The organism is Vibrio tubiashii ATCC 19109 (assembly GCF_000772105.1).
Classification (GTDB): domain Bacteria; phylum Pseudomonadota; class Gammaproteobacteria; order Enterobacterales; family Vibrionaceae; genus Vibrio; species Vibrio tubiashii.
Genome location: NZ_CP009357.1, coordinates 76,795 through 98,751, shown reverse-complemented (window position 1 = coordinate 98,751; position 21,957 = coordinate 76,795). Strand labels below are relative to the sequence as shown.

The window sequence follows — 21,957 nt, the reverse complement described above, 5'->3', positions numbered from 1 at the left end:
TCCTTACCAAATATCGCGGGGCTTGCCGCTGGACAGTAGGTGTTCAGCTTCACGGGCATTGACGCAGTTCGAGTCGTCTGCCAGCTCGCCAGGATTGTTCGCGCACGTTTCCAGCATCGCCTGGCGTTCGTCGTCGTGAGATTGGTACCAGTCCACGGTCTGCACCGGACCGGTATCCGGGGTGTTGTCAAAGCACCCGGTCAGCGCGAAGCTGACCAGGGCCACGACAGCAAAATTTCGTGCGCACGAAATGTTCCTGATATTCATAGGGCCTCCTTACCAAATATCGCGGGGTTCGCCGGACGACTCGATGGCCATCTGCTGAACGCGTTGGCCATGAACTGCCCGGTTGGCTTCTGCCTGGGACTGGAGCATGGTCAGCTTGGCCATCTCATTCTCCAGCATGACTTCCTCAGCGCCGATCCGGGCTTGGAGGTCCAGGATGTCCTTCTGATCCGGGCTGTTGTTGACCTGGGCCACCAGGCCGGTCAGGTCGTGGAAGCGCTCCTGCGCCTGCTCCAGGGACTTCTCCGACTGAGCCAGCCAAGTCGCCGCGTTCTGGTTGCTGCTGTCGTACAGATCGGCCACGTCTCCGCTCATGCCGTAGTCGCTCCCGCTGCGGATGCCGTAGCGGTCTAGGACCCCTTGGGGGTCCACATCCACGGCCGTGTCGTAAGTCGAGTCAATGACGCCGGCCAGGCCACGAACCCCGCTGATGCTGTCCAGCTCTTTATTCGCCGTTTCGAGCTGGCTTTTCAGTTGCTCGATTTGGCTAAGCATGTGCTGGACCTGCAAAATCTGCTGGGTCAGGCTCGACACGTCGATAACGGGAATCCCACCCGCCATGGCGGGCTGGGACAGACCGATAGCGGCGGCGAGGGCGACGCCGGCCATTTTTCGTGCGCACGAAATCTTGATGCTCATTATTGGGCCTCCTTTTGGCTGTTTTGGCGGGTCGCCTTGGCCTCCAGGCGGCGTTTTCTCCGCTTGAGCGTGAGCGACCGTTTTTCAAAATCCAGGCTTTTCAGGTCGATGGACTCCAGGACTTCCTTCATCTCCTCGATGCAGCTAAAGAAATCCTCGGGCAGGGCTTCCGGCCCTTCGGCCAGAAATTCGCGGGCATAACCGGCGGTGATCATCAGCGTTTGAATCTCGCTCTCAATGGCGAGCCGTTCGACTGCGTGTGATCGGCATAGCCGAGACAGGCCGCTGTCGGTGAAGGTGTGTGTGATACACTGGTTGTTAGCCATGGTTGCCTCCTATTCAGGCAGTTATGGTTAGGCGCGGTCGGGGTCATCACCCCCGTTCCGCGCCGCTCGAATTTCCTTTAGCCGTTTGCTCAGCGCCTGGTGTTCCTCATCGGTAAGCCAGAAAGAGCGTTGCCGGCGTCCCATCTGCTTTTGTCTATTGGCGTATTCTCGCTGTCGCTGAGCGGCCGTCTTAGGGTCGCTGTTCATTCGTGTTTAAGCCCCAAAAATCACCTAGCCTTTAGAAGAAAATTATAGGCTTTATCACTACTAACGCAATAGTACAGCTGCTGTATTATATTAATGGAATCAAGTGTTTACGTTATCTGTTAATGTAAATAGATAAGGCTCTGTTTTTATTTCGTGCGCACGAAATTTTTATTTTTTTGGATTGTACAATCCAAAAAAAATGACCCTGATGAGGGTCATTGAAGGCGTGATATTGATTGAATCAGGTGGGGCGTTTTTTCGTGCGCACGAAAAATTAGAAGCCGGCTTCTTTCTGGTGACGGATGGCCAACACCACAACGGTGTCACCATCAATACGGTATCGTGCGACATAGCCGCTATCACCAAAGTCTATCAGCCAGTCCCGGAACTCCTCGGGCATATCCTCAATGGGGCGGCCAATGCGCGGCAGTTCTCCGAGCGCCTGGACACCCTGGATGATGGCTTTAGCGGCCCGCTCCGCTGCTGTGGGGTTCTTGGGCCGTAGAAACTCGCGCAGCCGCTCCAGGTCCTGGATCGCTGCCGGGGCGAAGATCACTTGTGACATGTCGGGGCCGGCACCTCGTTATCCGTTCCCCAACTGGCCAGCCACTTCTCCACTTCGCCAGCGGTCGCGTGCAAGCCGGTAGCCTGGTAGTCCTCCCAAGCCTTGAGCGTGTCTCTTCTGAAGCTCTCCCGCCTTTCCTCGCGCTCCACGTACTGTTCGATTGCTTCACGCATGAGCCAGTGCGCCGAGCGCCTACGAGTATCGGCCAGATGCTGGACCCGCCCTTTCAGATCGTCATCGAGCTTGATGGATGTTGGTGTTGCCATGATGGCCTCCGTAGTTAGAGGTAATACCTGCAACTACTATAGGCCAGATCGGCAGGTCTGTCGATGGCCAGGCCTTCCAGGCGATGGCCGGCAAAATTTCGTACGTACGAAATTCTTCCTATACGTTGTCGGCAGCGGGCCAAAAAGGAATACGTCCATGCCCATCGAGGTGAAACCGGCTGTGAGCGCGGGTTCAAGCATATAGCCCGACAGGCGCGTATCCTTGCCGATCACGACACGATGGCGGTGGTCACCGCGACGAAAGACACGGCCAGCCGCCATGCCGACGCGCAAGGCGGTTTCCGCCGTCATCGCGCCTTCGTTGGCTTTGCCACGAATACCGTCTGTGCCGAAATATTTGCGCACCATAAGGTCGATTATCCTGTCGTCGGGTCGCCCTCAAAGGGGACATGCCTGCTGAACCGCGAATATAGAGAAATATCCCGAATGTGCAGTTAACGAATTCTTGCGGTTTCTTTCAGCGCCGCCAATACCGCCAGCCCGTCGCGCAAGGGGCGCGGCTCGTGTGTGCGGATGAAGTCAGCTCCACCTGCGGCGGCGGCAAGCTCTGCAGCGAGTGTCGCGGCCCCGACATCCCCCGGACCACGGCCTGTGAGCGCGCGCAGAAAGGATTTGCGCGAAACAGACAGAAGCACCGGCAAATCGAAGCGCAGCCGCAATTCATCGAACCGCGCCAGCACCGAGAGCGAGGTTTCGGGAGCAGCCCCCAGAAAAAACCCCATGCCGGGATCAAGGACAAGGCGGTTGCGTTTGATACCGGCACCCGTCAGCGCCGCGATGCGCGCGTCAAAGAACGCCGCAATGTGATCCATGATGTCGCCAGCGGGTGCCTCGCGCCGATCTGCCTGCCCGTCTTGCACCGAATGCATAACGACGAGTTTGGCAGATGATTTCGCCAATTGCGGATAGAACGCAGCGTCTGGAAAACCGCGAATATCATTGAGATAGGCCACACCACGCGACAAGGCATAGGCTTGCGTCGCGGGTTGATAACTGTCGAGCGAGACGGGAATGCCATCTGCCTTGAGCGCGTCCAGCACCGGCGCGATACGCGCGATTTCTGTGTCGGACGAAACAGGCGCGGCGTCGGGATTGCTGGATGCCGGACCGAGGTCGATCACATCTGCCCCCTCGGCCATCAGCTTACGCGCCTGCGCAATGGCTGCGTCTGGCGCCAGATACCGGCCTCCATCGGAGAAACTGTCCGAGGTTATGTTGACGATGCCGAAAATGATGAGCGATTTATTCATGGGGGCTTCTATAATAATAATAATCGAGCATGAGTCTCATACGGATGCTCGGGTCGAAAGGGAATCCCCAGGCGAGTAACCTGTTTGCGGTGATCCATTAGCTGCAGGAGCAGAATAGCATACATCTGGAAGCAAAGCCAGGAAAGCGGCCTATGGAGCTGTGCGGCAGCGCTCAGTAGGCAATTTTTCAAAATATTGTTAAGCCTTTTCTGAGCATGGTATTTTTCATGGTATTACCAATTAGCAGGAAAATAAGCCATTGAATATAAAAGATAAAAATGTCTTGTTTACAATAGAGTGGGAATGATTCCGCGTCTGGCACAGCCAGGCACCTGATGGCATGAAATGCCGCTAAGCCCGCGTAATTGCGGGCTTTTTTTTGTTTGTGTTTGGCACGATCTGGCAACGGGAGGAAGCGCCAAGCACCGTTTGAGCATGGCATTAAAGCTGGTATTATGGTTTGGCGATGCCATGATTGATGCCGATACCATGCTGCGTTCTTTTGTGTGTTCATGGTATTAATATTCTATAAGTTACTGTTTCGTAAGAAAAAATACGATAAATTCGAGATTTTTTCAGCATGGTATCGGAGACGAAGAAGGACAAGGTACATGCTGACCGATACCAAGCTGCGCTATTGAGCACTTGTCGCAACTGAAAGAAGCTATAAGGAATGTTCTGGACGATAACGGAAATTACAACTGGTCAGACAATAAGGAAGGTGATTAGCCATGAGCGACTACTTTTTGAAGAAGCACCAGGTAGAGGGGCTGTTGACTGACGGCCCGCTAAATACTTTCGCCTCCCGTTTGGCTTTTCTCATTCCAACGATTCTGTTCGCAGTGGGTGCAACTGCTGTCACCTTCTTCGGCGTGAGATACACATTCAGTCAATTACTGGGGGGTATTGGTGTTCTCTTGGTTACGGCAAGCTGTGTGCCCTTCGCTTTTCAGAAGCAGAAAAAAGCAAAGCAAACCAGGAGGAACAATGAAGAGTCTGAAAAATGACACAGAATGCCCGGATTTACTTGCGAGTCAGTAGCGACTCGCAAGACCTGGAACGCCAGGAGGGGATTATTCTGGACGCCAGGGCTGCCGGTTACTACGTGGCCGGAGTGTATCGAGAGAAGGCGTCGGGAGCGCGTGCAGATCGCCCCGAGCTGCTGCGCATGATCGAGGACTTGCAGCCTGGGGACGTGGTAATTGCGGAGAAAATAGACCGTATCAGCCGCTTGCCCCTGCCGGAAGCGGAGCGCCTGATTGCTACGATACAAGGCAAGGGGGCTATGTTGGCCGTGCCCGGCGTTGTCGATTTGACCGACCTTGTTGCCGGTGCCGAAGGAGTGTCCAGGATCGTTCTGGAGGCCGTTCAGGAGCTGCTTTTAAAGCTGTCCTTGCAGATGGCCCGCGATGATTACGAGGACCGTAGGGAACGCCAGCGACAGGGTATCAGCCAGGCGAAGAAAAAAGGCAAGTACCGGGGGCGAAAGGCTGACCACAAAACACATGAGCTTATCGTTAAGCTGCGGCCTAACCATACGATTGCTGAAACTGCACGGCTGGCCGGTTGTAGTGAAAGTCAGGTTAAACTTGTTTGGTCCAAGCACCAAAAAGGGGTTCTAGGGATTTTCCCCTCTAAAAAGACTTAATCCTCTGTAGACCACACCAATAAATGGCTGCGGAGGTGGGTTACTACTTATAAGTGTGGCAAATTAGGTAAATATCGTACATTTAATACGGAACAGCCCTGATATGGCCATCAAAAACGAAATTACTATTCTCACGAGAGCAGAACAGGCAGATCTTTATTCCCCACCCATTTTTTCAATCGAAGAACAACGTCTGTACTTTTCTCTGAACGATGCGGAATTGGCAGTTTTTCGGTCAATTCGTCTCAGAGCTCATAGATGTTACTTTGTCGCGATTTTGGGATACTTCAAATCAAAGCCCGTCATCCTAGATATCGCTTACTCGCAGGTTTCTAAGGATTTAATGTTCATCAGTAAAGAGCTGCTTGGCGGCAAGGGGCTCAGACCATTCACTCCCTCACAAAAACAAAAAGATCGACTCTACGCAAAAGTATTAGACCTTGCTGGTTATCACAAATGGGACGAAAGTCAGCACTTCAATTCTCTTTTCGACCACCTTGTTCAGGTGGGCAATGCCTGGCTGGAGCCGCGTTACCTCTTTGATACTGCTATTGAATTCCTAACCAGTCACAGCATTGCTATCCCTAGGTACACCGTACTCCAGAGACTGATAAGCAGAGCGATGCAGCAGGTCAGAAAAGACCTGGCGCACCAACTTAATCAACTCACCAGTCCTGAACTTCACGTCTTTCTGGACAGCATAACAGCCATTGATGACGGACTAAGCCTGAACCAGCTCAGAGGCGGTGCAAAAAGTCTGACCGTACCTGAACTTAAAAAAGAGCTTGCCCTTTATCATCAGTTAGCGCCATGGCGCACGCAAATCAATGGCGTTATCGATGGGCTTAATCTGTCTCTTAAAAATCGACAACACTTCGGTGAGCTCATCAACTATTACGGTAGTAAACTCAAACGATTCAAACGCGCACAGCAGCATCTATGGTTGCTATGTCACCTGACAGAGCGGATACAACTGGCACTGGAACGGTTAACTGATGGGTTCATTTACCATATCCGCAAGCAACAAGAAGCTGCCAACACCTTTGCACAACAAGCAGTGTTCCTGTCCTGGCAGTCAGCCGCGGACAATGTCACGAAAGCGGCAGAGTTACTGCATCTGTTTGTGGATGAGAACATTGATGATAATCAACCCTTCTCAGTAGTCAGACAACAGGCATTGAAGGTCATGAATGACAGGGATATCCAGACCCTCTGCCTTTACCTGAAAAAACAGAAACGGACCGTGGAAGAGTACCAGTGGCAACATTACGATGAACAATGCAATCTCCTGGAGCAACTGTTAAGGCAGGTGTTTTTGTGTCTTGAATGTGAGGCCGGTAAAGGCTCAGAAGCCGTCGTCGCCCAACTTCAACAGATGCAGACGGAAATCGCATTCGGTGGACCACTGAAGACGATGGATACGTCGCTCATCCCGAAAAAGCACCTCCCATGGTTGGTTAAACAGGATAACGTTAACCCGCAACGTTACGAATGGCTGCTCTACCGGCAGTTAACCTCACGACTGAATGGACGCATTTATTTGCCAAATGTTACCAAATACCGCGCACTGGAAGACGACCTGATCCCCCAGACATCGCAGGATACCTTGCTGGCCTCATCAACACTGGACAGACTAAAACAGCCCGCAGAGTTATTGTTACAGGAGAAACAACACCGGCTGGAAAGTGCACTCAAAGACGTTGCTCTCCATATTGATGAGGGAGACAATCGAAATGTGATCATGAAAAATCGTACCGGTACCCGCTGGCGTCTGCCGACCAAAAGCGCTACATCTCTGGTCAACAATCCCTTTTTTAAGCGAATGCAACCGGTCGGTATCGCGGATGTACTGCGGTATGTAGAGCGCGAAACCGGGTTCATGAAATGTCTGACTCATGTACTTCCGATACAAAAACAAGGGTTCACTCATCAGGATGATTTACTGGCCATTCTGATTGCCAACGCCACTCACCGTGGTGTGTATGGCATGGCGCAGATCTCCGATCGAAGCTATGAACACCTGAGTACGGTGCAGGCCAACTATATCCGGCCTGAAACGCTGCATGACGCCAGCGACGTGATCAATAATGCGGTTGCAGCGCTACCCATCTTCCGCCACTACCATATTCAGGAGGACCAGTTGCACGCCAGTGCGGATGGTCAGAAATTCGAAACCCATCTGGAAACCTTTAAAACCCGGTACTCCTCTAAGTATTTCGGCACCAACAAAGGGATCACGGCCATGACACTGGTGGCCAACCACAGCGCCCTCAATGCTCGGATCATCGGTTCCAACGAGCACGAATCACACTATATTTATGACCTGTTACAATCCAACAGCAGTGAAATCAAACCTGACGTACTCTCGACAGATACACACGGTGTCAATCATGTTAACTTCGCCTTACTGGATCTATGCGGTTACAGTTTTGCACCGCGATACGCGCAGTTCAGTAGTGTCATCAATGATCTGTTTGATGTGACTGAAAGTGAACAAGGCAGCACCATACTGGCGCTAAAGAAGCCTATCAGAACGAATGTTATTACAACGGGATGGCAAGATATCAGGCGTATTGTTCTGTCACTTCAGACAAAGCGGACGACACAAGCAATGCTGGTAAGAAAGTTGTCTGGTTACCCTTCTGGACACCCAATATTACAGGCTCTGACGGAGTATAATCGACTGGTTAAAGCGCAATATTTACTTGACTACATCGACGATGCCAGTTTGCGGCAGTATGTGCAACGTGCCCTGAACCGGGGAGAAGCATGGCACTTCCTTAGACGAGCCATTGCGTCGGTGAATGGTGATCAGTTCCGTGGCAAAAACGAGTCTGAAATCGCTATCTGGAATGAATGCGCAAGATTGCTTGCCAACGCGATCATCTACTTCAACTCCGCGATACTGAGTCATCTTCTGGGACACTTTGAAGCGAGAGGAGATGAAGAGAAAGCGGGTATCACTCGTGCTGTTTCGCCCGTTGCGTGGCAAAATATCAACTTAAGCGGAACGTATAACTTCACTAATACTGGGAAATTGCCCAATATTGGCGAAATAACAAGGCCGATAGTGGATGATTAGGCTCCAAGCTGAAAGTAAACCACCTCCGCAGCCATTTATTGGTGTGGTCTACAGAGGATTATGTCTTTTTAGAGGGGAAAATCCCTAGAACCCCTTTGTGGTCCAGAGAAAACTGCTCTGGGATCAGCAGTGCTTCTCCTAGTGGGTGTTTTCTGGTGACTTTGTTTTGCGCTGCTTGTAGGAGGTACTTTCTGATCACATACCAGGAGCGCTTGCCTTCCATGTTTGGTGCCCACTTGTTAAGGCCTGCATCTTCATAGAGGAAGTGGAGCAGCGATCGGATGGTAAGCTTGGTGGGATCTGCTTTGACCGCAGTGGGTTCTTTGGTTTCACCCTTGCTAATCGTTCGATTCAGAGAAACCTTTGAGAGGGTGAAGTCCAGTTTCAGATTGGTTATTCCTGTTTCCTGGTCTTCTGAAATAGCCTTGTTCTCAACGGCTCCACGACCGGAGAGTTCAGCCGGGATCTCGTAGGAATCACAGTCTGGATGATGCTGTTGGCCACTGTTTGGCATTCGCTTCAGCACATAGCTGTTGTCGCCGGTGCGAGCAATATACATTGGCACGCCGGGAGTTGAGCAAAGGCACAAGGGGCGCTCGCGAGATTTGTAGGCGCTGGCCAGCGCCTCTTCAAATAAAGGATCGGAACGTTCGAGAACGCAATCACCGATGGAGTATTGTGTCATGGTTGCCACCTTAGAATATTGGTTCCCCTCTGGTCCTCATATACTGCATGACGCCGAACGAGAGAAAATACACGACTGAAGTAAGCCCTAAGAACAGGGCAAACACCCAGAAAGGACTTCCCAAATAGCCACTGCTCATAAACTTCAAAACTACGGCAGGAGTTGCTGCCATGAGAATGAACAGAAACAAGGTAAGGATGTTTTCCGATAAGATGGCAGGAGCTGATAGTGGCTGATTGTTGTGATCTAAGTGGAAATATTGGTTGATACCGTCGATGTACTTTTCCACTATCCAACCATGATGCTCTGCATCTTTTACAAAGGCCACGAAGTTCTGCACCCCCAGGGTCTGTAAAAGCTCCGATACTTGGAGGCGTTTATCGCTAACCAGGAGCGAAGTGTCATCATTGCTCAATGAGACAGTTTCTATCTGGAGCTTCACATTGGCTTGAATGCCAGGTGTGAGATTAATCAGCGACTTCACAGGGCGGTCGGAGTAGATCCCAGTTGGCAGGTCATCATGCTTTTTAAGCGTGGCTAATAGTGTGTTTCCGCCATAGACATTGATTTCGATAAGGGCCTTCATACGATTCATCCTTGGATCGAGTAGTACTTTTCAAAGATCTCAAGTGCCTCCCGATTTGTCAGGCCGTTTCCGAGTCTCTCACGGACGAATGACTGAATACCTGGTTCGCGTTCAATCAGGTTTGTAATGAGCTTTACAACGTAATCGGATGTCTGGTCATTGAGGGCGCGTGTTCTGGTAACGGAGATGGCCGTCATGACCTCTGCCGCAAGCTTGCTGTCAGCATGTTGGCGATAATCGGAAGGTGGTACTGAGTTGATGATGTTTGAGGAGTGATTGTTATTGTCAGACGAAAACCAGTCACCGATAGCCGGTCTTGGTAGTTTACCGGTACCGGACTCAATAAAGGGCAATGTGTAGAAGGTCGCAACAGCTCCCAGTATGAAGCCAATTATTGTTCTGATCATTCATCACTCCAAAATAAAAGAGGGAGGGTTCCCCCTCCCGGTGTTAGATGTTTAATGCCTTTCTGGTTCGATTTTTCAGTGATTCGCCAAACTGACTGGCATTAACAGACTTATCTCTTAGCCAGTAAGTGATCGTGATTTTGCTTTCCTTGTCAGACTGCTTCTCGATCTGGCTGTCGATGATTGCCTGAATGCCATCGTGGTTGCGATCGGCACGCATGTGGTAGTAAACCGAAGGAGTAGCATCGTAGGCGTAGGCGAAAGTCTGCATTTTGGCTTCGGCCATGCTCCCCCACTCCTGACGGATTTCCTGCTCGGTGTAGTAGTTGAATTCTTTCTTAATCTTGAGGAACGCGACATCCACATTCACTGGCACGGTAAATGCGATTTTGTGCTCAGTTGGCTTAGCGGTAGTGGTATTTACAACGGTAGTTTCGGTAGTCGTTGTCTGGGTTACCTGTGATTCCTGTGCTGTTTGTTCCTGGTTAGCTTTACCATCATGGTTGATGGGCTTGCCGGTAATAGGGTTGTTCCAGCAGGTCAGGCATTTGCCATCAGAAGAGTAAACGTGCTGGTTGGAGGCGCAGCCGCTAACGATAAGAACCAAGGCCAAAGAGCCGAAAAGTGCAGATAACTTCATGAATGTTCTCCTATAAAGAGTGGTTTATTTAAACGTTACTACGAGGTGCCAAACTAGCAACCCGGCAAACCAGGTTGCTGAATGAGCATCGAGCCAGGAGACACCTGCACATAGAAGTCTTGGATAGACCTGTGTAGCGTGGGATTATCCCGGTCATCGAATGAAAACCAATAAAAAAAGGGTCATCGAGGATGTACCCTTTTATGGCGCTAGTACCTTCCATAGCCGGATCTTTGGAATGGATACTGCTGTGAATGGCGTTGATTGGGGGCTTTAGGCTGGTCTTGAACCAGTCTGACGTTTTTAGCCACCAGGCCTTTGCTGTTGATGTGGCATTCAAATTCCACTGTCCTCCCTGGACGCAAGTACTGGCAGTTTTTCAGTTCGTTTGCGTGGACCATGATGTCTGGGGCATCACCCCCATTGTGCAGAAATCCATATCCTTTGTCGGTGAACCATCGTTTAACCGTTGTCTGCATCCGTTAGACTCCTTCTTATTGGTGCTGCTGTTCCAAGTAGCGCTTCAAACCGGGCTTTTCAATGTTGTACCCGTCCTTTCGGGTCTGGCTGATTAGACTGGCTTCCGATAGACGCTTGATGGCTCGCTGGATATTAGAAGCGACGCCTTTAACATCGGTTTCCTTGTCTATTCTCGCCATTAGCTCTTTTGAGAAGGGGTTTGTACCCTTGCAAAGCGCCAGAAACACAAGCCGGTCGATCGGCTTCAGTCTCTTTGATATGCCCTCGAAATCTTCGGTTGCTTCCATAAGCTGAAGCACATATTCCAAGGCTTCCTCAACAGTAGCCTTGAAGGTAATCATTTGGGCGATCAGCTTCATCATCCAGTACGGTGACTGATCCAAGTCCAGGAAGGCTTTGCGTAATGGTTGAATGGCAATAGTGATCTGGTGGTTTTTAGCCAGCTTGTCTCTCAGAAATTCAATGAATTGATCATCGAGGTCTGGAAAATCGTGTTGTTCAACGAAGTGGTAGAACGGTGACTTTGATTCGTTCAACAGCAGATCCAGATAGTGTCTGGAGGAGCCGGTAAAAATGCTTTTTACCTTGCCTTGGCGCTTGTCCAGCATGGTCCGGAGCGTGTGAGCAAGCGGGTCAAACTGGGTGGACGTTGTAAGATGTTGCACTTCATCAATCAGTAGCAAAACCGTTTTCTTGCCAGCCTTTTCGACCAGCATACTGAGTAACTGATCGAGATAGGCGAGTTCTTTGCTGGTTGGTTTACTCGGATTGTCGGCAAACTCTACTTCCATTTTCCCCAGCAGCTCGTTGCTTACGGTGGTCTTTTTGATTTTGGCCTTGAGCAACCGGCTGAAGGTCGCTTTTTTATCGAGCGCCGCAATGGCATCTTCCAGGGCTGCGATCAGTCCTTCATGGGGGGCATTGATGTTTTGCCATAGACTCGCATAGACAGGGATGTAGTTTTTCTTCTGCGATAGTGGCGCGAGATCCTGAAGGATGAATAGCGTCTTTCCTTTACGTCGAGGGGCTATGATCGCTAGGCTTGATGAGATACCGAGGGCCAGTAGGCCAAGGTATTGTTCTGCCAGCTCTGTTCGTGGATAGTGCCACCCTTCCATAAAAAGGACCTCTATATTTGTTTTGTGACTTACGCGGGATTACGCGCCAATTGCATAATTACGCATAATACAGGTAACTGCGCGTAATTCAAGTCCTACGAGCTATTTTTGATAACAACTACTATACCAGATCAGCATTAGGGAGCGACCAAGCGCCAGCCTCACCCCCTCACTCCGATCGACACTCCCGAGTAATCCCTACCTTACTGATTGACCCCTGCACCGGGAGGCGTAGCCTCGCGAGTGCCAAGGAAACAGAAGGAAAATAAAGGAAAGGTAAGGAAAAAGAAGGGGCGCAATCTGAATTTTGCACGAAGGCTGGGGTGTGGCACCAATAAAGAATACCCCTTGCTGATCTGGTATAGTATACCTGTTTTATTTATGCTGTCTTGGCCTGGCTTCAGGATGCTGCCTTAATTTGGGCATCCTGAAAACCTATCCTTGCTGCGACTGATTTTGCGTAACTTGTGCTTCTGCACTCTATCACTCGCCCAGCGTCATCCGTAACTAGGTAACGATCGCCGCCCTGTCCCTGCTGGGCAATCGTCACTACGTTATATGCTCCTACTTCCTTGTCGGACGGTACGATCTCGCATTCGATGAGATGTCCAATCCGCAGCATATTGAGAGCCATTTCAATGGTGTGCATATTCAATTCCTTCAGTGATTAATATTCGTTGCAAGACTGGCTTACATTTGCTTATCTGGTATTCTATACATATTACTAATGTAATTTGGACTTGCTGTCCAGTGTGGTGGTGGAATGAATATCCAAACTCATGACAATACAGCCGTCTTACCTGCGGAATACATCAGGGTGCTTTACGAGGCTTACCAGGTGTTGGCCGAGGCCTGCCTGACGTTAAGTGGCGCGGTCCGTTCGGACCGGGAAAGCTACCCCGTTTATATCCCCACGTTCGGGATGGAAGACAAGGACAAGGAGTCCAATGAAGCACGGGAGGCGGCTATTAAGTCGATGACGCAGTTGTTTGTGGCCGATGAGGGGGAGCATGTGCCAGAAGCAGGAATTGTCTGTGCCTCACCGGAAACGGTAGCTGCCGTGGAACATTTGAACGCCGCAAAAGCTGCCTTCAAAGATGCGGTGATGGCCATACGCAATTTCCAGAAAGAGACTGACGCTTCTGTATCGAGAATCTCCAAGCTGATCAGGGATGAAGTCACCGAAAAAGGTTACAGGACTGAGGCACTCAAGAAGGCAATGGGCACTGCTGGTATCGGCTCGCTAGACCTCAAGAGATGTTACGCACAGATCAGAATCATGCCACCGGCGCTGGATGTGTTTAGCTGGACGTGGGCGACTAACCATGCCCGGATCAAGAAGGTTACTCTCCAGGAAGCTATCGAGATGGCAAAAAAGCTACCTGGTCAGGGTGCGTCTCAAACTGCCGTTGATTTGTTAAACAAATGCAATCCAGGCGAGATTCTGGTGAAGAAATCAACGCTACCCAATCAGCTCCGTGCAAACTATGCCTACCTTGAGGATGGCAGCATCGTCAGAAAATCATGCCCTATTTCAGGGGTCGTGATTGCACAACAGAAAAATCTACCCAGAAAATTCTGGCGAGATAATCCTGGCGATCAACGACGACGCCCGGCCCAAGAATCTGGAATCGAGGAAGAGCCACTTATTCTGGCGTTGGACCTGTATCGATATGCACAATGAAGCTGAATTAAGCCCATCAGATCAGCCAAAAGTTCGCTGTTTTGGCTCCAATGCAGCTCTAACGGTCGAGGCCACCCCGCTTCTTGTGAAAGGCGTACCGCACGGACATACGGTAAATCTCGATGTCGCCCCGAGACAAGGTGAAAACGTCATCTGGGCGAGGAAGATAACTGTTCAATTGAGCGACACTGAGTTGCCGATCATGGCTGCCGTATGCCTTGGCTATCTTCCCAAAGCTCACTTCAAGCGCAGTGGCAAGGGCATCTTCATCGAGCGACAACCCAATAAGCTTTTTGTCTCTGCCACACAGGGAAGCGGTAATGCATTTGCGCTGCCAATCCCTATTGGTCAGACATTCCAGGTATCGAGCCTTGTCCTGTCTCAGCTTCAGAAACAAACGGAATATTCAGACAGTAACCTACTAATTGCTGCGCTTCGAGGTGCAGCAGGACTCTACAAGCCTAACAGCAGTTAAACTCCAAGGATGCATCATGAAGAAATTTCTATTGATAACAACGCTGGCAATGACTTCCAACATGGCAACAGCATCGGTCGAGTGTCAGGCAGAATATATTAAAGGACTAAAGGTTAGCGATTCCGGGGAAGTGATATACACAAATTCTTCCGGTATATCCCGTCTTGCGGGAACACCTGGTACGCCGATAGGTTCAAAGTATATGCTCAAAACCCTTCTGGAGGCGATTGAGAATAAGTACCAGGTTAACTCCTCTTTTCCCAAGGGATACAACTGCAATACCAGCAATACCGAGGTCTCAGCAGAGTGGATCACAGTTGAGAGAAGAGATTAATCAGACTGCCTATTTGGCAATGGCAAGCTGTGATCGTAGACTCAGCATGGGCATTTCAAGCATCTGGCTGTTTAATGAATGAACCGTTGCCGCCCCTCGTTTTCAAATGTCATGCTGGTCATACATACATTAATGTTCCCACTGCTGATAAATTATCTTCCTGCGTTCAAACGCTTCCCGTCCTCCCTCCATGATATTAACAATTTTCTTCTGGCTTTCCTTGTCATCAATACTTGCACCTTCGACCGTTATTTTGTCTTCATTGTACTGGCAACTAACAACAAGCTCCGCATCACCTAGAACTGGGAAATTTGCGTTATGTGTTGCAAAAATGAATTGCTGGTTAGGCTTGAGCTCTCGAATAAGTTTTACAACCTCCTCATAAATACTTTGGCCATCGAGATCGTCCTCTGGCTGATCAATCATGAGCAGGTCGCAATCTTTTTGGCTCAGGATGAATAGCATCATTGCGGATGCCCTTTGCCCTAATGAATGCTGCTTCAAATCTTTCCCGTGATACGTAACCTTGTAGCAATTGGGAACCTGAAAGCTAAGAAGTTCAAAAAGACTCTCATTAAACAGCCTAATAAAAACGTCTGCTTTGCTCTTCGTTTGCTCTGCTGCCGCCTCAAGGTCTTTGTATATTTCGCCAAAGTCAGCATATTTTTCAGCAATATTCTTGTAATACTCTTTCCTAATATTCTGCCCCTTAAATACTTCATCCATTTTACTAGCAAATTTTTCAGCATCCCCTTTATATTGAGGTTCAACTTTTAATGCTGATTGGGCAGTATTAATCTGTTCAAGGGCCTTAGTGATTAGCACATATTCCTCATGCCATGCTTCATTCAGTGACGAAATGGCAATCATTACTGCATTCTGTTTTTCTTTGTATTTATCAGTTTTTCTCTTTAGATCCTTTATCGACGCCTCAAGCTGTGTTTTCTTATTAGATAGTGTCACATATTCATCCGGTTGGATTGATGTGACGCCCTTTTCTGCCAGAGCTTTGACAATCTCTCTTTCTGTTTCAGCAAACGCCTCTTTAAGAGTGTCTTTCTTAGATTCCAGCTCAGTTTTAATAGATTCAAGTGCTTCCGTTTTTGAAGTTATATTGAGAAGGACCAATTTGGCCTCCTCTATTATTTTTTTCAATGTGTCGAACGTAGCATTAAACCGGATTAATAGATCTGAATTGTGTTGAGACGTATATTCCGGTATGTGAGATACGGACTCCTCAGCCTCAACTATTCCATTATTTATGGAGTCAGCCCATTCACTTCCAATTTTTATTACTTGATCAAAGTAGGCCAGATCCTTTCCAAACTCCACTTGCTTATCAAGCTTTTCTTGAACTCCATACTTTTTAAACTGATCTAATCTGAATTGAACGTCTTTCAGATCATCTTCATCTGCATCTTTCTGCTCAACATCAGTGTTTAGAGCCATGAGAGCTGTAATTGCAGATTCTAGTTGGTCTACTCGTTCTTGTATTTTCTGGCGGATTGGCTTCAAAGAATCGCCAACCAGTTTTTCAACCAAATCCTGACCAAATCCTTTGCCAGCAGCAGCTAAGTCTTTTTGTCCGAAATAAAGTGGCTTCCATACCACTGTTTGGCGTATAGCTAAGCCTGGCTGGAGAATTCCATCAACATACACCTCGGGAGCATGGCGATGGATTCGCTTTATTTCATATAGAGTCCCGTGTTTATCGCGAGCTTCTACGACTATCTTGCCACCACTCTGCAACAAGTGAGGTATCAGGTCGTCCTTATAAGATCTATCCTGTGCAACCTGGCCGAAGGGAATATCTAAAGCATACCGGATTGATTCGAGCAATGATGACTTACCACTTCCGCGAATACCTATCAAACAATTAAGATGGGGTGAAAAAGGTACTCTTGAGTTGTCAAGTAAGCCTCCCTCATAGCGAATTGCTTCTATGTGTGAATGCGATACTTTACTTGGCTCTTTTCTTACTCTGAATTGAAAATCACTCAATGAATATTTTACAGACTCATATGAAAGCTCTCCAATTTTCAAATACGCACATTGACCTCTTCCAATCTCATTGATTGCCTTCGGATCACTTCCTTCGAGTTCAGCAGGATAGCTTTCTCCCCACCAGCCTTTAACCTTTATTCTGCATTTGGTGTCGGGCTTATCGTGAGTACGCACCTTCTGAAATCCAAGGCAATATTTCTTTATCAGAGGGTCATTCGCAAGTTCTTGTAAGCGACCACCATCTAGCTCATTCCATAAACCGCTGGCGGACTCAACGTGAGCAAAAACAATAAAGAAATCCTTATGATAAGTATCCAATTCTTCTAACGTTGCCCGAAGACCAAGCGAAGACCTACCATTTTCCTGCTCATATTCGGCAGGGGTTTTTCCTTTAAAGGCATTCCCGAGGAATTGATTAATTAGATCTTTCCCGCCTTCAATCCACTCTTGCGAAAATATAATGAGAGTATGAACGCCATTTGCACCGTCATTAACAGATAACTCAACACCTGGAAGCAATAAAATGCCGTTTTTCTTGGCTTTCTTACGAAGTGCGTTATATTCACTGACATCAAATTTATTATGATTGGTAATAGCACCTATTCGAATATCAGCTTTCTTTAAAGCATCGACATAATCATTAACGAAGCTGTTTTCCTCGCCCGTATATTTAAATTCTTTATCCGCCTTAGTATGCAAATGAAAATCCGCTCTCATCCATGAGCTTCCATTTTGAAATGGTTCAACGTTCCAATCAGCCATAAGTGTTTTCCTTCTTGTAATTATTGCCACCAAAACTTACAAGTTGGCAAAACGTGTTTATTTTGTTCTGTTGGTCAGTACTATTAGCTGTACTTTCCGCCAGTCTACTGTTGCCAATAATAATGGCCAGAGACTGAGCCCTGGAGATAGCAACGTTGATCCGATTCTTATCAAAGAGAAAATCCATACCGCGTGGGGAATCATTGGCGTCGCTGGCACACATACTGAAAAATACCACCGGCGCTTCTTGCCCCTGAAACTTATCAACGCTGCCAACTTTGGCATTTGGCCCTAATGCTTCTCGGATTTTATTGACCTGAAAGTTGTAGGGCGCTACGAACAGCATGTCATCCCAACCGATCGGACGCCTTTTACCGCCCTTGTCGCAAAACTCCCGGCCCAATATATCCTGAACTGCGTGCTGAATGGCCTCTACTTCCTCATCGCTGGCTTGCGTATTCCCTTCGTGTTCGACCGGAATAAAAATAACACCGGCTTCCTTATTTATCGCCCCCGTATATCCGATAGGTACCGTGATTATCTGCTTGTCATTGTCTGGGTGCGAATGCAGCTTCCCTTCGTAGATGGCCTCACTAATAAATCGGTTAACCGCTGAGTGCATCCGATAGGTTGTTTCCAGGAACACGCCTCTGTCTTCCGAAATTGTTGGCGTGTGATGAAGCAGATAGTCCAACGTGGACAGGCCGCTTTCCCCCGGATGAGTTCCTTGCGCCGGTTGCCCTAGCTGCATCTGATCACCCATAAGGATAATGTTGCTGGTTGCACGACTCATAGCAATCAGGTTGGCCACTGAGACTTGTCCAGCTTCATCAACGAACAGGTAATCGAACTGTCCCTGTAGATCATCCCTGGAGAAACCCCAGGCCGTGGTGCCAATGACGCAGGCCTGTCTGGTATAGCTTGCAATGTCCTTGTTCTGAAGTACCGAAATCCCCAACGCCTGAATTTCATCGTCAGTATCTTTCGTGCAACCGAAGAACGCCTCAATCCCCTGATCCATGCAGTATCTGGCGGTTCCCACCAATAAATTGTTAATTGCCTTGTGGGAGTTTGAGCTGATACCCACCCTTTTTTCTTGCCGTAGAAGCTCGGCAATAACGTGCTTACCTGTGTAGGTCTTACCGGCACCTGGTGGACCTTGTATTGGCAGATAGGAATTATCAAGGTTGGCAATGGCCTGAACGATTTGGGTCAACCGTTCTTTGGGGTCATGGCTCGACGCGATCGGCTGACCAGGTTGAAGGCCTTTGATTCGTGGATAATCGCGCTTCAGAAAATCCACGATCGCACACTGGCTCAGCGAGCCTGCCTCATACTCTTTGACTACAGCCTCTATGGACTGCGGGATTGGATCAGGTCTTACATATTCATCAGGAACCAGGGTAATAATGGATGGTGGCTCAGCCTTGGCCTGAACGGTGATAATACCTTCCCCAAGATTGGTAAATTCAGGTAAGAGTGTCACCTTCAAGCGCTCTCCCTTGTCGTTTTCCTCTCCGAGGACGTAGAAAGAGGTTGTATTGGCCAGCTTGAATTCCTGGTTCGGATTGAATTGGTACTCGTAAGCCAAGTTTCGAGCCCTCGATGAAGGCTTAAATGGCTCCGCCTCTGACCTTTCACATGCTGCCAGACAATCCAGGTCATCAATCAAGTCAATTTCAGTGAGGCCAAGGCGATCAAATAGCCTCCAAAAAACCGGCTTAGATTCCCGCCGATGAAATTCCAATGACCAGGCTAGATTCTCTGTCACTGAGGAAGTGATGGAGTCACTGTCCTTAGTGGACTCCGCTTTCTCTAACAGAGTATCCCGTAGCCTGGTTCGATCAGTGATTTCCTCTGGCACATCCGGTTCGACAACCTCCGTTCTGCCAAGGTAAGGAATACCATGCTCTGCCTGCCGTTCTCGAAGCCATTCCACCAGCTCCTGAGTGCTATTGCAGTCGTCAATGTTGTAGTCTCGGATGTCGTTGAGGATCTTCGATGTCTGCCAGGTGAGACCATCAGGGTTTTGCCGCCAGTTTTCGTAAACAACAACGGAGTCACCTCCGGTACCCACTTCGGTCTGGCGCTTCCCTCTATACAAGTGCTCGACGTTCTTGATGGAGTATTTCGGCTCTCCGATCAATAGGCCGCTTTTAACGATTTTATAAAGGTCAACGAATACCTCATTACGCAAAAGCTGATCGACTTCGTATTCACATATGCCGTATCGGCTCATAAGCTTGCGGCACGCGGCGATCTCATAGTTCGCATAGTGGTAGATGTGCATTTGAGGGTCTGCCAGCCACCGTGCGTACACCCACTCTATGAATTCCTTAAAAGATCGCCTCTCCTCTTCTGGCGTGTGCGCCCAGAAGTCTTTGAATTGCCGCTCACCGGATTCATCAAAATAAGTGTTACCCCAAAGATACTCCAGTCCACCATCGACTAATGGGAAACCCTCGATGTCAAAAAAAACATCAAGATCCGAATGAGGTGGCAAAAGCGAGAACCCCTGCTTCTTCCCTTGCTCAGGTACCAGCACTTCAAACAACGGGGTTTCCCGTCCTTCGCTGGCCTTCTGAATCTTTGCTTGGGCTTTCAGCTTTTGAAATACGGCCACGCTGATACCTGGTACACGCTCTAATTCTGTATTGGCGAGCTCTGCCATTGTCTTGATACCGACTGCACTGAGCTTTTTGATCTGAGAGCGCGTTATCGTTGCAACCTGCGATGGATGATCCGCTTCCTTCAGTAGTTGTTTGGCATAAGTCTCCCAATTGCCCCAGGATTTAGAATCAGCAGGATCAGGACGTTGGGAAACTTCAAAATTATTATGTGCCTTTAGAAAAGCGTCTCGGATGGACTGGTAATAATAGAAATAGTCGTCTGTACGCAGACGTTCCCGTTGTCCATCACCGAGCACAACCACAAAGTCTTGTGAGCGTCTGCCCTGGATACCTTCCAGTAGGTCTTCGTAGCAGCAAAGCTGGACCGTGAAGTAGGGTTTGAGAGTTTTCGATAACTTGGTATCCCAAACCTCATAGTGGTATTCGCCAAGACGGCTTTCCCCTGGAACTTTAACCAGAAAATCAGCGAAGCCTTTGAATGCTCCTCGACTCAGGCAAGCTTGAAATATGACCTCTGCGCCAGACTCCATCGCAGTAACCGTCGCGGTTTCCTTATCAGGCGAAGAACTGATGTCTGCGACATTAAGTCCTTGAGCAATGAACGCCTCTAAAACCGCTTTTTCATGCTCACCGCCTTTCTCCTGAAGCATGGCCATCATGCCATCGCCTGGATCTCGCTCTGGAATTTGATCGGGAGCAACAATGGCTAAATGCTCCATCCATGAAGCAAATGGACTCTCCATGAAGAGGGTTAGATCGGATGGAGAATACATTAACGTTCCGTGTTGGATATACATTCGCTCTTACTCCCGCTCGATACTGATGTTCTTTTCAGGGTACTTTGCACTAAGCAGATCCACCGCCTCCAGCGTTCTTACCCCCCACTGATTGGTCATGGCATAGGTCTTACCGTCAATGTGAAATAGTTCCTCCTGCTTGCAGAAATAACGCTTGGTCTTCGGTAGCTTGCCCCCGGTATCGAGCGTCATTAACTGTTCTGCGAATTGCTCTTCATCGAGTGAGCCATCAAAGCAAACGAAGAGATTCCCTTTTCGCCAGCTAACAATATCCGCGACCTCTTCTGGCTTGGCTCCACCTTGGATGACCTCACTAACCAGTTGGTACATAAGATTACGCTTATTCAGACCGTGGTGGTCACGCCCTCCAATCGAGAGAGTGAATTTTGAGAAATCGCGAGATGACGTTCTGGACTGCTGCTCTTTCTGCTTCTTCTGTCTCACCTGGACCTGAAATTGTTCGGTCTCAGGTAAAGGGATAACCTGCTGAATGTCCAACAGGATTCGTTGCCCGTCGTAGAAGGGCTCCATCTTGACGCAACGAATATCAATTCCCTTGTCGTTAAGCCATAGCACCGCACTGGTAAGCTCTTTAGAAAACTCGGCTGATGCCAGAACAATACGGACATCCTGTGCAAAAGAGTCCTCATCTGGCTCTTCCCAGTCGAGGAACTCAAGGATTCTTTGCTGAGCATCTTCTTCCGATCCGATACTGGTCAGGAAGGACTTGTGGGCCTCAACAACCTGGTCAAAGGTCATAGTTGAGATCATCGCACTATAGCGAATAGCCTGGAGCTCCATATGCCCACCGTCTTCAGTGCGCTTCAACTCAATAACAACCAGATTGGCTTCTTTGTCGATGCAAAGCAGATCAATCCGCCTCCGGCTTACGTCCCAATCGCCGAACTCTTCCGCAATCACCATTGTCTGGTCGGAAATGATCTCGATCTGGTCTCTCAACAGTCGCTGAATATCCTGCCGCTCACGGATACCCCGGTCAGCAAAGGTTGTTTTCTGTAGGCGTTTAATACCAGTATCGCTCAATTCATAAATTGGCATGGGACTC

Annotated in this window: 22 protein-coding genes and 1 pseudogene; 6 read left to right on the top strand and 17 right to left on the bottom strand. The window is 49.0% G+C overall.

What is annotated here, in order from left to right; all coding sequences use genetic code 11:
* Positions 1-3: 3 nt before the first annotated feature.
* From IX91_RS24785 to sul2, 7 genes and pseudogenes are all read right to left on the bottom strand, one after another.
* Positions 4-267 carry an EexN family lipoprotein gene (locus IX91_RS24785; protein ID WP_004743247.1) on the bottom strand — a complete coding sequence of 88 codons (264 nt, stop codon included), beginning with the start codon at positions 265-267 and terminating at the stop codon, positions 4-6.
* A gap of 9 nt (positions 268-276) precedes the next feature.
* The gene (locus tag IX91_RS24780; protein WP_004743246.1) at positions 277-924 is read right to left on the bottom strand and encodes a type IV secretion system protein; all 648 of its coding nucleotides are present in this window, start codon (positions 922-924) and stop codon (positions 277-279) included.
* Positions 924-1,250, bottom strand: a complete 327-nt coding sequence (locus IX91_RS24775; protein WP_004743245.1) for a hypothetical protein — start codon at positions 1,248-1,250, stop codon at positions 924-926. The genes IX91_RS24780 and IX91_RS24775 overlap by 1 nt, the downstream gene beginning before the upstream one ends.
* 481 nt (positions 1,251-1,731) lie before the next feature.
* Complete coding sequence (locus tag IX91_RS24765; protein ID WP_004743243.1) at positions 1,732-2,022, bottom strand: type II toxin-antitoxin system RelE/ParE family toxin; 291 nt, start codon at positions 2,020-2,022, stop codon at positions 1,732-1,734.
* Entirely contained in the window at positions 2,010-2,288 is a 279-nt protein-coding gene (locus IX91_RS24760; protein ID WP_004743242.1) for a CopG family ribbon-helix-helix protein, read from the bottom strand. The genes IX91_RS24765 and IX91_RS24760 overlap by 13 nt, the downstream gene beginning before the upstream one ends.
* Before the next feature lie 126 nt (positions 2,289-2,414).
* Positions 2,415-2,657 (bottom strand): annotated as a pseudogene (glmM, locus tag IX91_RS24755) (phosphoglucosamine mutase); the annotation flags it as partial.
* 86 nt (positions 2,658-2,743) lie between these two features.
* Positions 2,744-3,559, bottom strand: a complete 816-nt coding sequence (gene sul2 / locus IX91_RS24750; RefSeq protein WP_001043260.1) for a sulfonamide-resistant dihydropteroate synthase Sul2 — start codon at positions 3,557-3,559, stop codon at positions 2,744-2,746.
* Positions 3,560-4,290: 731 nt separating this feature from the next.
* Here sul2 and IX91_RS24740 point away from each other — a divergent pair.
* From IX91_RS24740 to IX91_RS24730, 3 genes are all read left to right on the top strand, one after another.
* Positions 4,291-4,566 carry a hypothetical protein gene (locus tag IX91_RS24740; protein ID WP_004743239.1) on the top strand — a complete coding sequence of 92 codons (276 nt, stop codon included), beginning with the start codon at positions 4,291-4,293 and terminating at the stop codon, positions 4,564-4,566.
* Positions 4,563-5,207, top strand: coding sequence for a recombinase family protein (locus tag IX91_RS24735; protein WP_041944862.1), 645 nt, complete (start codon positions 4,563-4,565; stop codon positions 5,205-5,207). Before IX91_RS24740 ends, IX91_RS24735 begins: the two co-directional genes overlap by 4 nt.
* A 103-nt stretch (positions 5,208-5,310) precedes the next feature.
* Entirely contained in the window at positions 5,311-8,289 is a 2,979-nt protein-coding gene (locus IX91_RS24730; protein WP_000985631.1) for a Tn3 family transposase, read from the top strand.
* A 58-nt stretch (positions 8,290-8,347) separates the two neighbouring features.
* Here IX91_RS24730 and IX91_RS24725 read toward each other — a convergent pair whose 3' ends face one another.
* The 7 genes from IX91_RS24725 to IX91_RS24695 all read right to left on the bottom strand — a co-directional run bounded on the left by IX91_RS24725 (position 8,348) and on the right by IX91_RS24695 (position 12,854).
* Positions 8,348-8,974, bottom strand: coding sequence for a DUF1173 family protein (locus tag IX91_RS24725; RefSeq protein ID WP_052123156.1), 627 nt, complete (start codon positions 8,972-8,974; stop codon positions 8,348-8,350).
* A gap of 10 nt (positions 8,975-8,984) precedes the next feature.
* Positions 8,985-9,560, bottom strand: coding sequence for a hypothetical protein (locus IX91_RS24720; RefSeq protein WP_004748903.1), 576 nt, complete (start codon positions 9,558-9,560; stop codon positions 8,985-8,987).
* A 5-nt stretch (positions 9,561-9,565) separates the two neighbouring features.
* Positions 9,566-9,967 (bottom strand): hypothetical protein, encoded by a 402-nt coding sequence (locus IX91_RS24715; protein WP_004748902.1) that lies wholly within the window; start codon positions 9,965-9,967, stop codon positions 9,566-9,568.
* A gap of 43 nt (positions 9,968-10,010) precedes the next feature.
* A complete protein-coding gene (locus IX91_RS24710; protein ID WP_004748901.1) occupies positions 10,011-10,607 on the bottom strand; it encodes a hypothetical protein in 597 nt (198 codons plus the stop codon).
* A 209-nt stretch (positions 10,608-10,816) separates the two neighbouring features.
* Complete coding sequence (locus IX91_RS24705; protein ID WP_004748900.1) at positions 10,817-11,086, bottom strand: cold-shock protein; 270 nt, start codon at positions 11,084-11,086, stop codon at positions 10,817-10,819.
* Positions 11,087-11,101: 15 nt separating this feature from the next.
* Complete coding sequence (locus IX91_RS24700; RefSeq protein ID WP_004748899.1) at positions 11,102-12,205, bottom strand: ATP-binding protein; 1,104 nt, start codon at positions 12,203-12,205, stop codon at positions 11,102-11,104.
* Between the two features lie 400 nt (positions 12,206-12,605).
* On the bottom strand, positions 12,606-12,854 hold the full coding sequence (locus IX91_RS24695; RefSeq protein WP_004748898.1) for a hypothetical protein: 249 nt from the start codon (positions 12,852-12,854) through the stop codon (positions 12,606-12,608).
* Between the two features lie 114 nt (positions 12,855-12,968).
* Here IX91_RS24695 and IX91_RS24690 point away from each other — a divergent pair, with 114 nt between their 5' ends.
* Genes IX91_RS24690 through IX91_RS24680 form a run of 3 tightly spaced genes read left to right on the top strand, consistent with a single transcriptional unit; the run spans position 12,969 to position 14,698 of the window.
* A complete protein-coding gene (locus IX91_RS24690; RefSeq protein WP_004748897.1) occupies positions 12,969-13,889 on the top strand; it encodes a hypothetical protein in 921 nt (306 codons plus the stop codon).
* Positions 13,879-14,364 (top strand): hypothetical protein, encoded by a 486-nt coding sequence (locus tag IX91_RS24685; RefSeq protein ID WP_004748896.1) that lies wholly within the window; start codon positions 13,879-13,881, stop codon positions 14,362-14,364. The genes IX91_RS24690 and IX91_RS24685 overlap by 11 nt, the downstream gene beginning before the upstream one ends.
* Positions 14,365-14,380: 16 nt before the next feature.
* Positions 14,381-14,698 carry a hypothetical protein gene (locus IX91_RS24680; protein WP_004748895.1) on the top strand — a complete coding sequence of 106 codons (318 nt, stop codon included), beginning with the start codon at positions 14,381-14,383 and terminating at the stop codon, positions 14,696-14,698.
* Positions 14,699-14,827: 129 nt separating this feature from the next.
* Here the strand turns inward: IX91_RS24680 and IX91_RS24675 are convergent, their stop codons facing one another.
* The 3 genes from IX91_RS24675 to IX91_RS24665 are packed head-to-tail and all read right to left on the bottom strand — an operon-like array spanning position 14,828 to position 21,950.
* A complete protein-coding gene (locus tag IX91_RS24675; RefSeq protein ID WP_004748894.1) occupies positions 14,828-17,464 on the bottom strand; it encodes a TrlF family AAA-like ATPase in 2,637 nt (878 codons plus the stop codon).
* Positions 17,457-20,891, bottom strand: a complete 3,435-nt coding sequence (locus tag IX91_RS24670; protein WP_039953708.1) for a TM0106 family RecB-like putative nuclease — start codon at positions 20,889-20,891, stop codon at positions 17,457-17,459. The genes IX91_RS24675 and IX91_RS24670 overlap by 8 nt, the downstream gene beginning before the upstream one ends.
* 6 nt (positions 20,892-20,897) lie before the next feature.
* Complete coding sequence (locus IX91_RS24665) at positions 20,898-21,950, bottom strand: PDDEXK family nuclease (protein ID WP_004748892.1); 1,053 nt, start codon at positions 21,948-21,950, stop codon at positions 20,898-20,900.
* Between the last annotated feature and the right edge of the window lie 7 nt (positions 21,951-21,957).

Coding starts and splice junctions, on each gene's coding strand:
- IX91_RS24785 (WP_004743247.1), bottom strand. CDS start 267: ATGAATATCAGGAACATTTCGTGCGCACGAAATTTTGCTGTCGTGGCC.
- IX91_RS24780 (WP_004743246.1), bottom strand. CDS start 924: ATGAGCATCAAGATTTCGTGCGCACGAAAAATGGCCGGCGTCGCCCTC.
- IX91_RS24775 (WP_004743245.1), bottom strand. CDS start 1,250: ATGGCTAACAACCAGTGTATCACACACACCTTCACCGACAGCGGCCTG.
- IX91_RS24765 (WP_004743243.1), bottom strand. CDS start 2,022: ATGTCACAAGTGATCTTCGCCCCGGCAGCGATCCAGGACCTGGAGCGG.
- IX91_RS24760 (WP_004743242.1), bottom strand. CDS start 2,288: ATGGCAACACCAACATCCATCAAGCTCGATGACGATCTGAAAGGGCGG.
- sul2 (WP_001043260.1), bottom strand. CDS start 3,559: ATGAATAAATCGCTCATCATTTTCGGCATCGTCAACATAACCTCGGAC.
- IX91_RS24740 (WP_004743239.1), top strand. CDS start 4,291: ATGAGCGACTACTTTTTGAAGAAGCACCAGGTAGAGGGGCTGTTGACT.
- IX91_RS24735 (WP_041944862.1), top strand. CDS start 4,563: ATGACACAGAATGCCCGGATTTACTTGCGAGTCAGTAGCGACTCGCAA.
- IX91_RS24730 (WP_000985631.1), top strand. CDS start 5,311: ATGGCCATCAAAAACGAAATTACTATTCTCACGAGAGCAGAACAGGCA.
- IX91_RS24725 (WP_052123156.1), bottom strand. CDS start 8,974: ATGACACAATACTCCATCGGTGATTGCGTTCTCGAACGTTCCGATCCT.
- IX91_RS24720 (WP_004748903.1), bottom strand. CDS start 9,560: ATGAAGGCCCTTATCGAAATCAATGTCTATGGCGGAAACACACTATTA.
- IX91_RS24715 (WP_004748902.1), bottom strand. CDS start 9,967: ATGATCAGAACAATAATTGGCTTCATACTGGGAGCTGTTGCGACCTTC.
- IX91_RS24710 (WP_004748901.1), bottom strand. CDS start 10,607: ATGAAGTTATCTGCACTTTTCGGCTCTTTGGCCTTGGTTCTTATCGTT.
- IX91_RS24705 (WP_004748900.1), bottom strand. CDS start 11,086: ATGCAGACAACGGTTAAACGATGGTTCACCGACAAAGGATATGGATTT.
- IX91_RS24700 (WP_004748899.1), bottom strand. CDS start 12,205: ATGGAAGGGTGGCACTATCCACGAACAGAGCTGGCAGAACAATACCTT.
- IX91_RS24695 (WP_004748898.1), bottom strand. CDS start 12,854: ATGCACACCATTGAAATGGCTCTCAATATGCTGCGGATTGGACATCTC.
- IX91_RS24690 (WP_004748897.1), top strand. CDS start 12,969: ATGAATATCCAAACTCATGACAATACAGCCGTCTTACCTGCGGAATAC.
- IX91_RS24685 (WP_004748896.1), top strand. CDS start 13,879: ATGCACAATGAAGCTGAATTAAGCCCATCAGATCAGCCAAAAGTTCGC.
- IX91_RS24680 (WP_004748895.1), top strand. CDS start 14,381: ATGAAGAAATTTCTATTGATAACAACGCTGGCAATGACTTCCAACATG.
- IX91_RS24675 (WP_004748894.1), bottom strand. CDS start 17,464: ATGGCTGATTGGAACGTTGAACCATTTCAAAATGGAAGCTCATGGATG.
- IX91_RS24670 (WP_039953708.1), bottom strand. CDS start 20,891: ATGTATATCCAACACGGAACGTTAATGTATTCTCCATCCGATCTAACC.
- IX91_RS24665 (WP_004748892.1), bottom strand. CDS start 21,950: ATGCCAATTTATGAATTGAGCGATACTGGTATTAAACGCCTACAGAAA.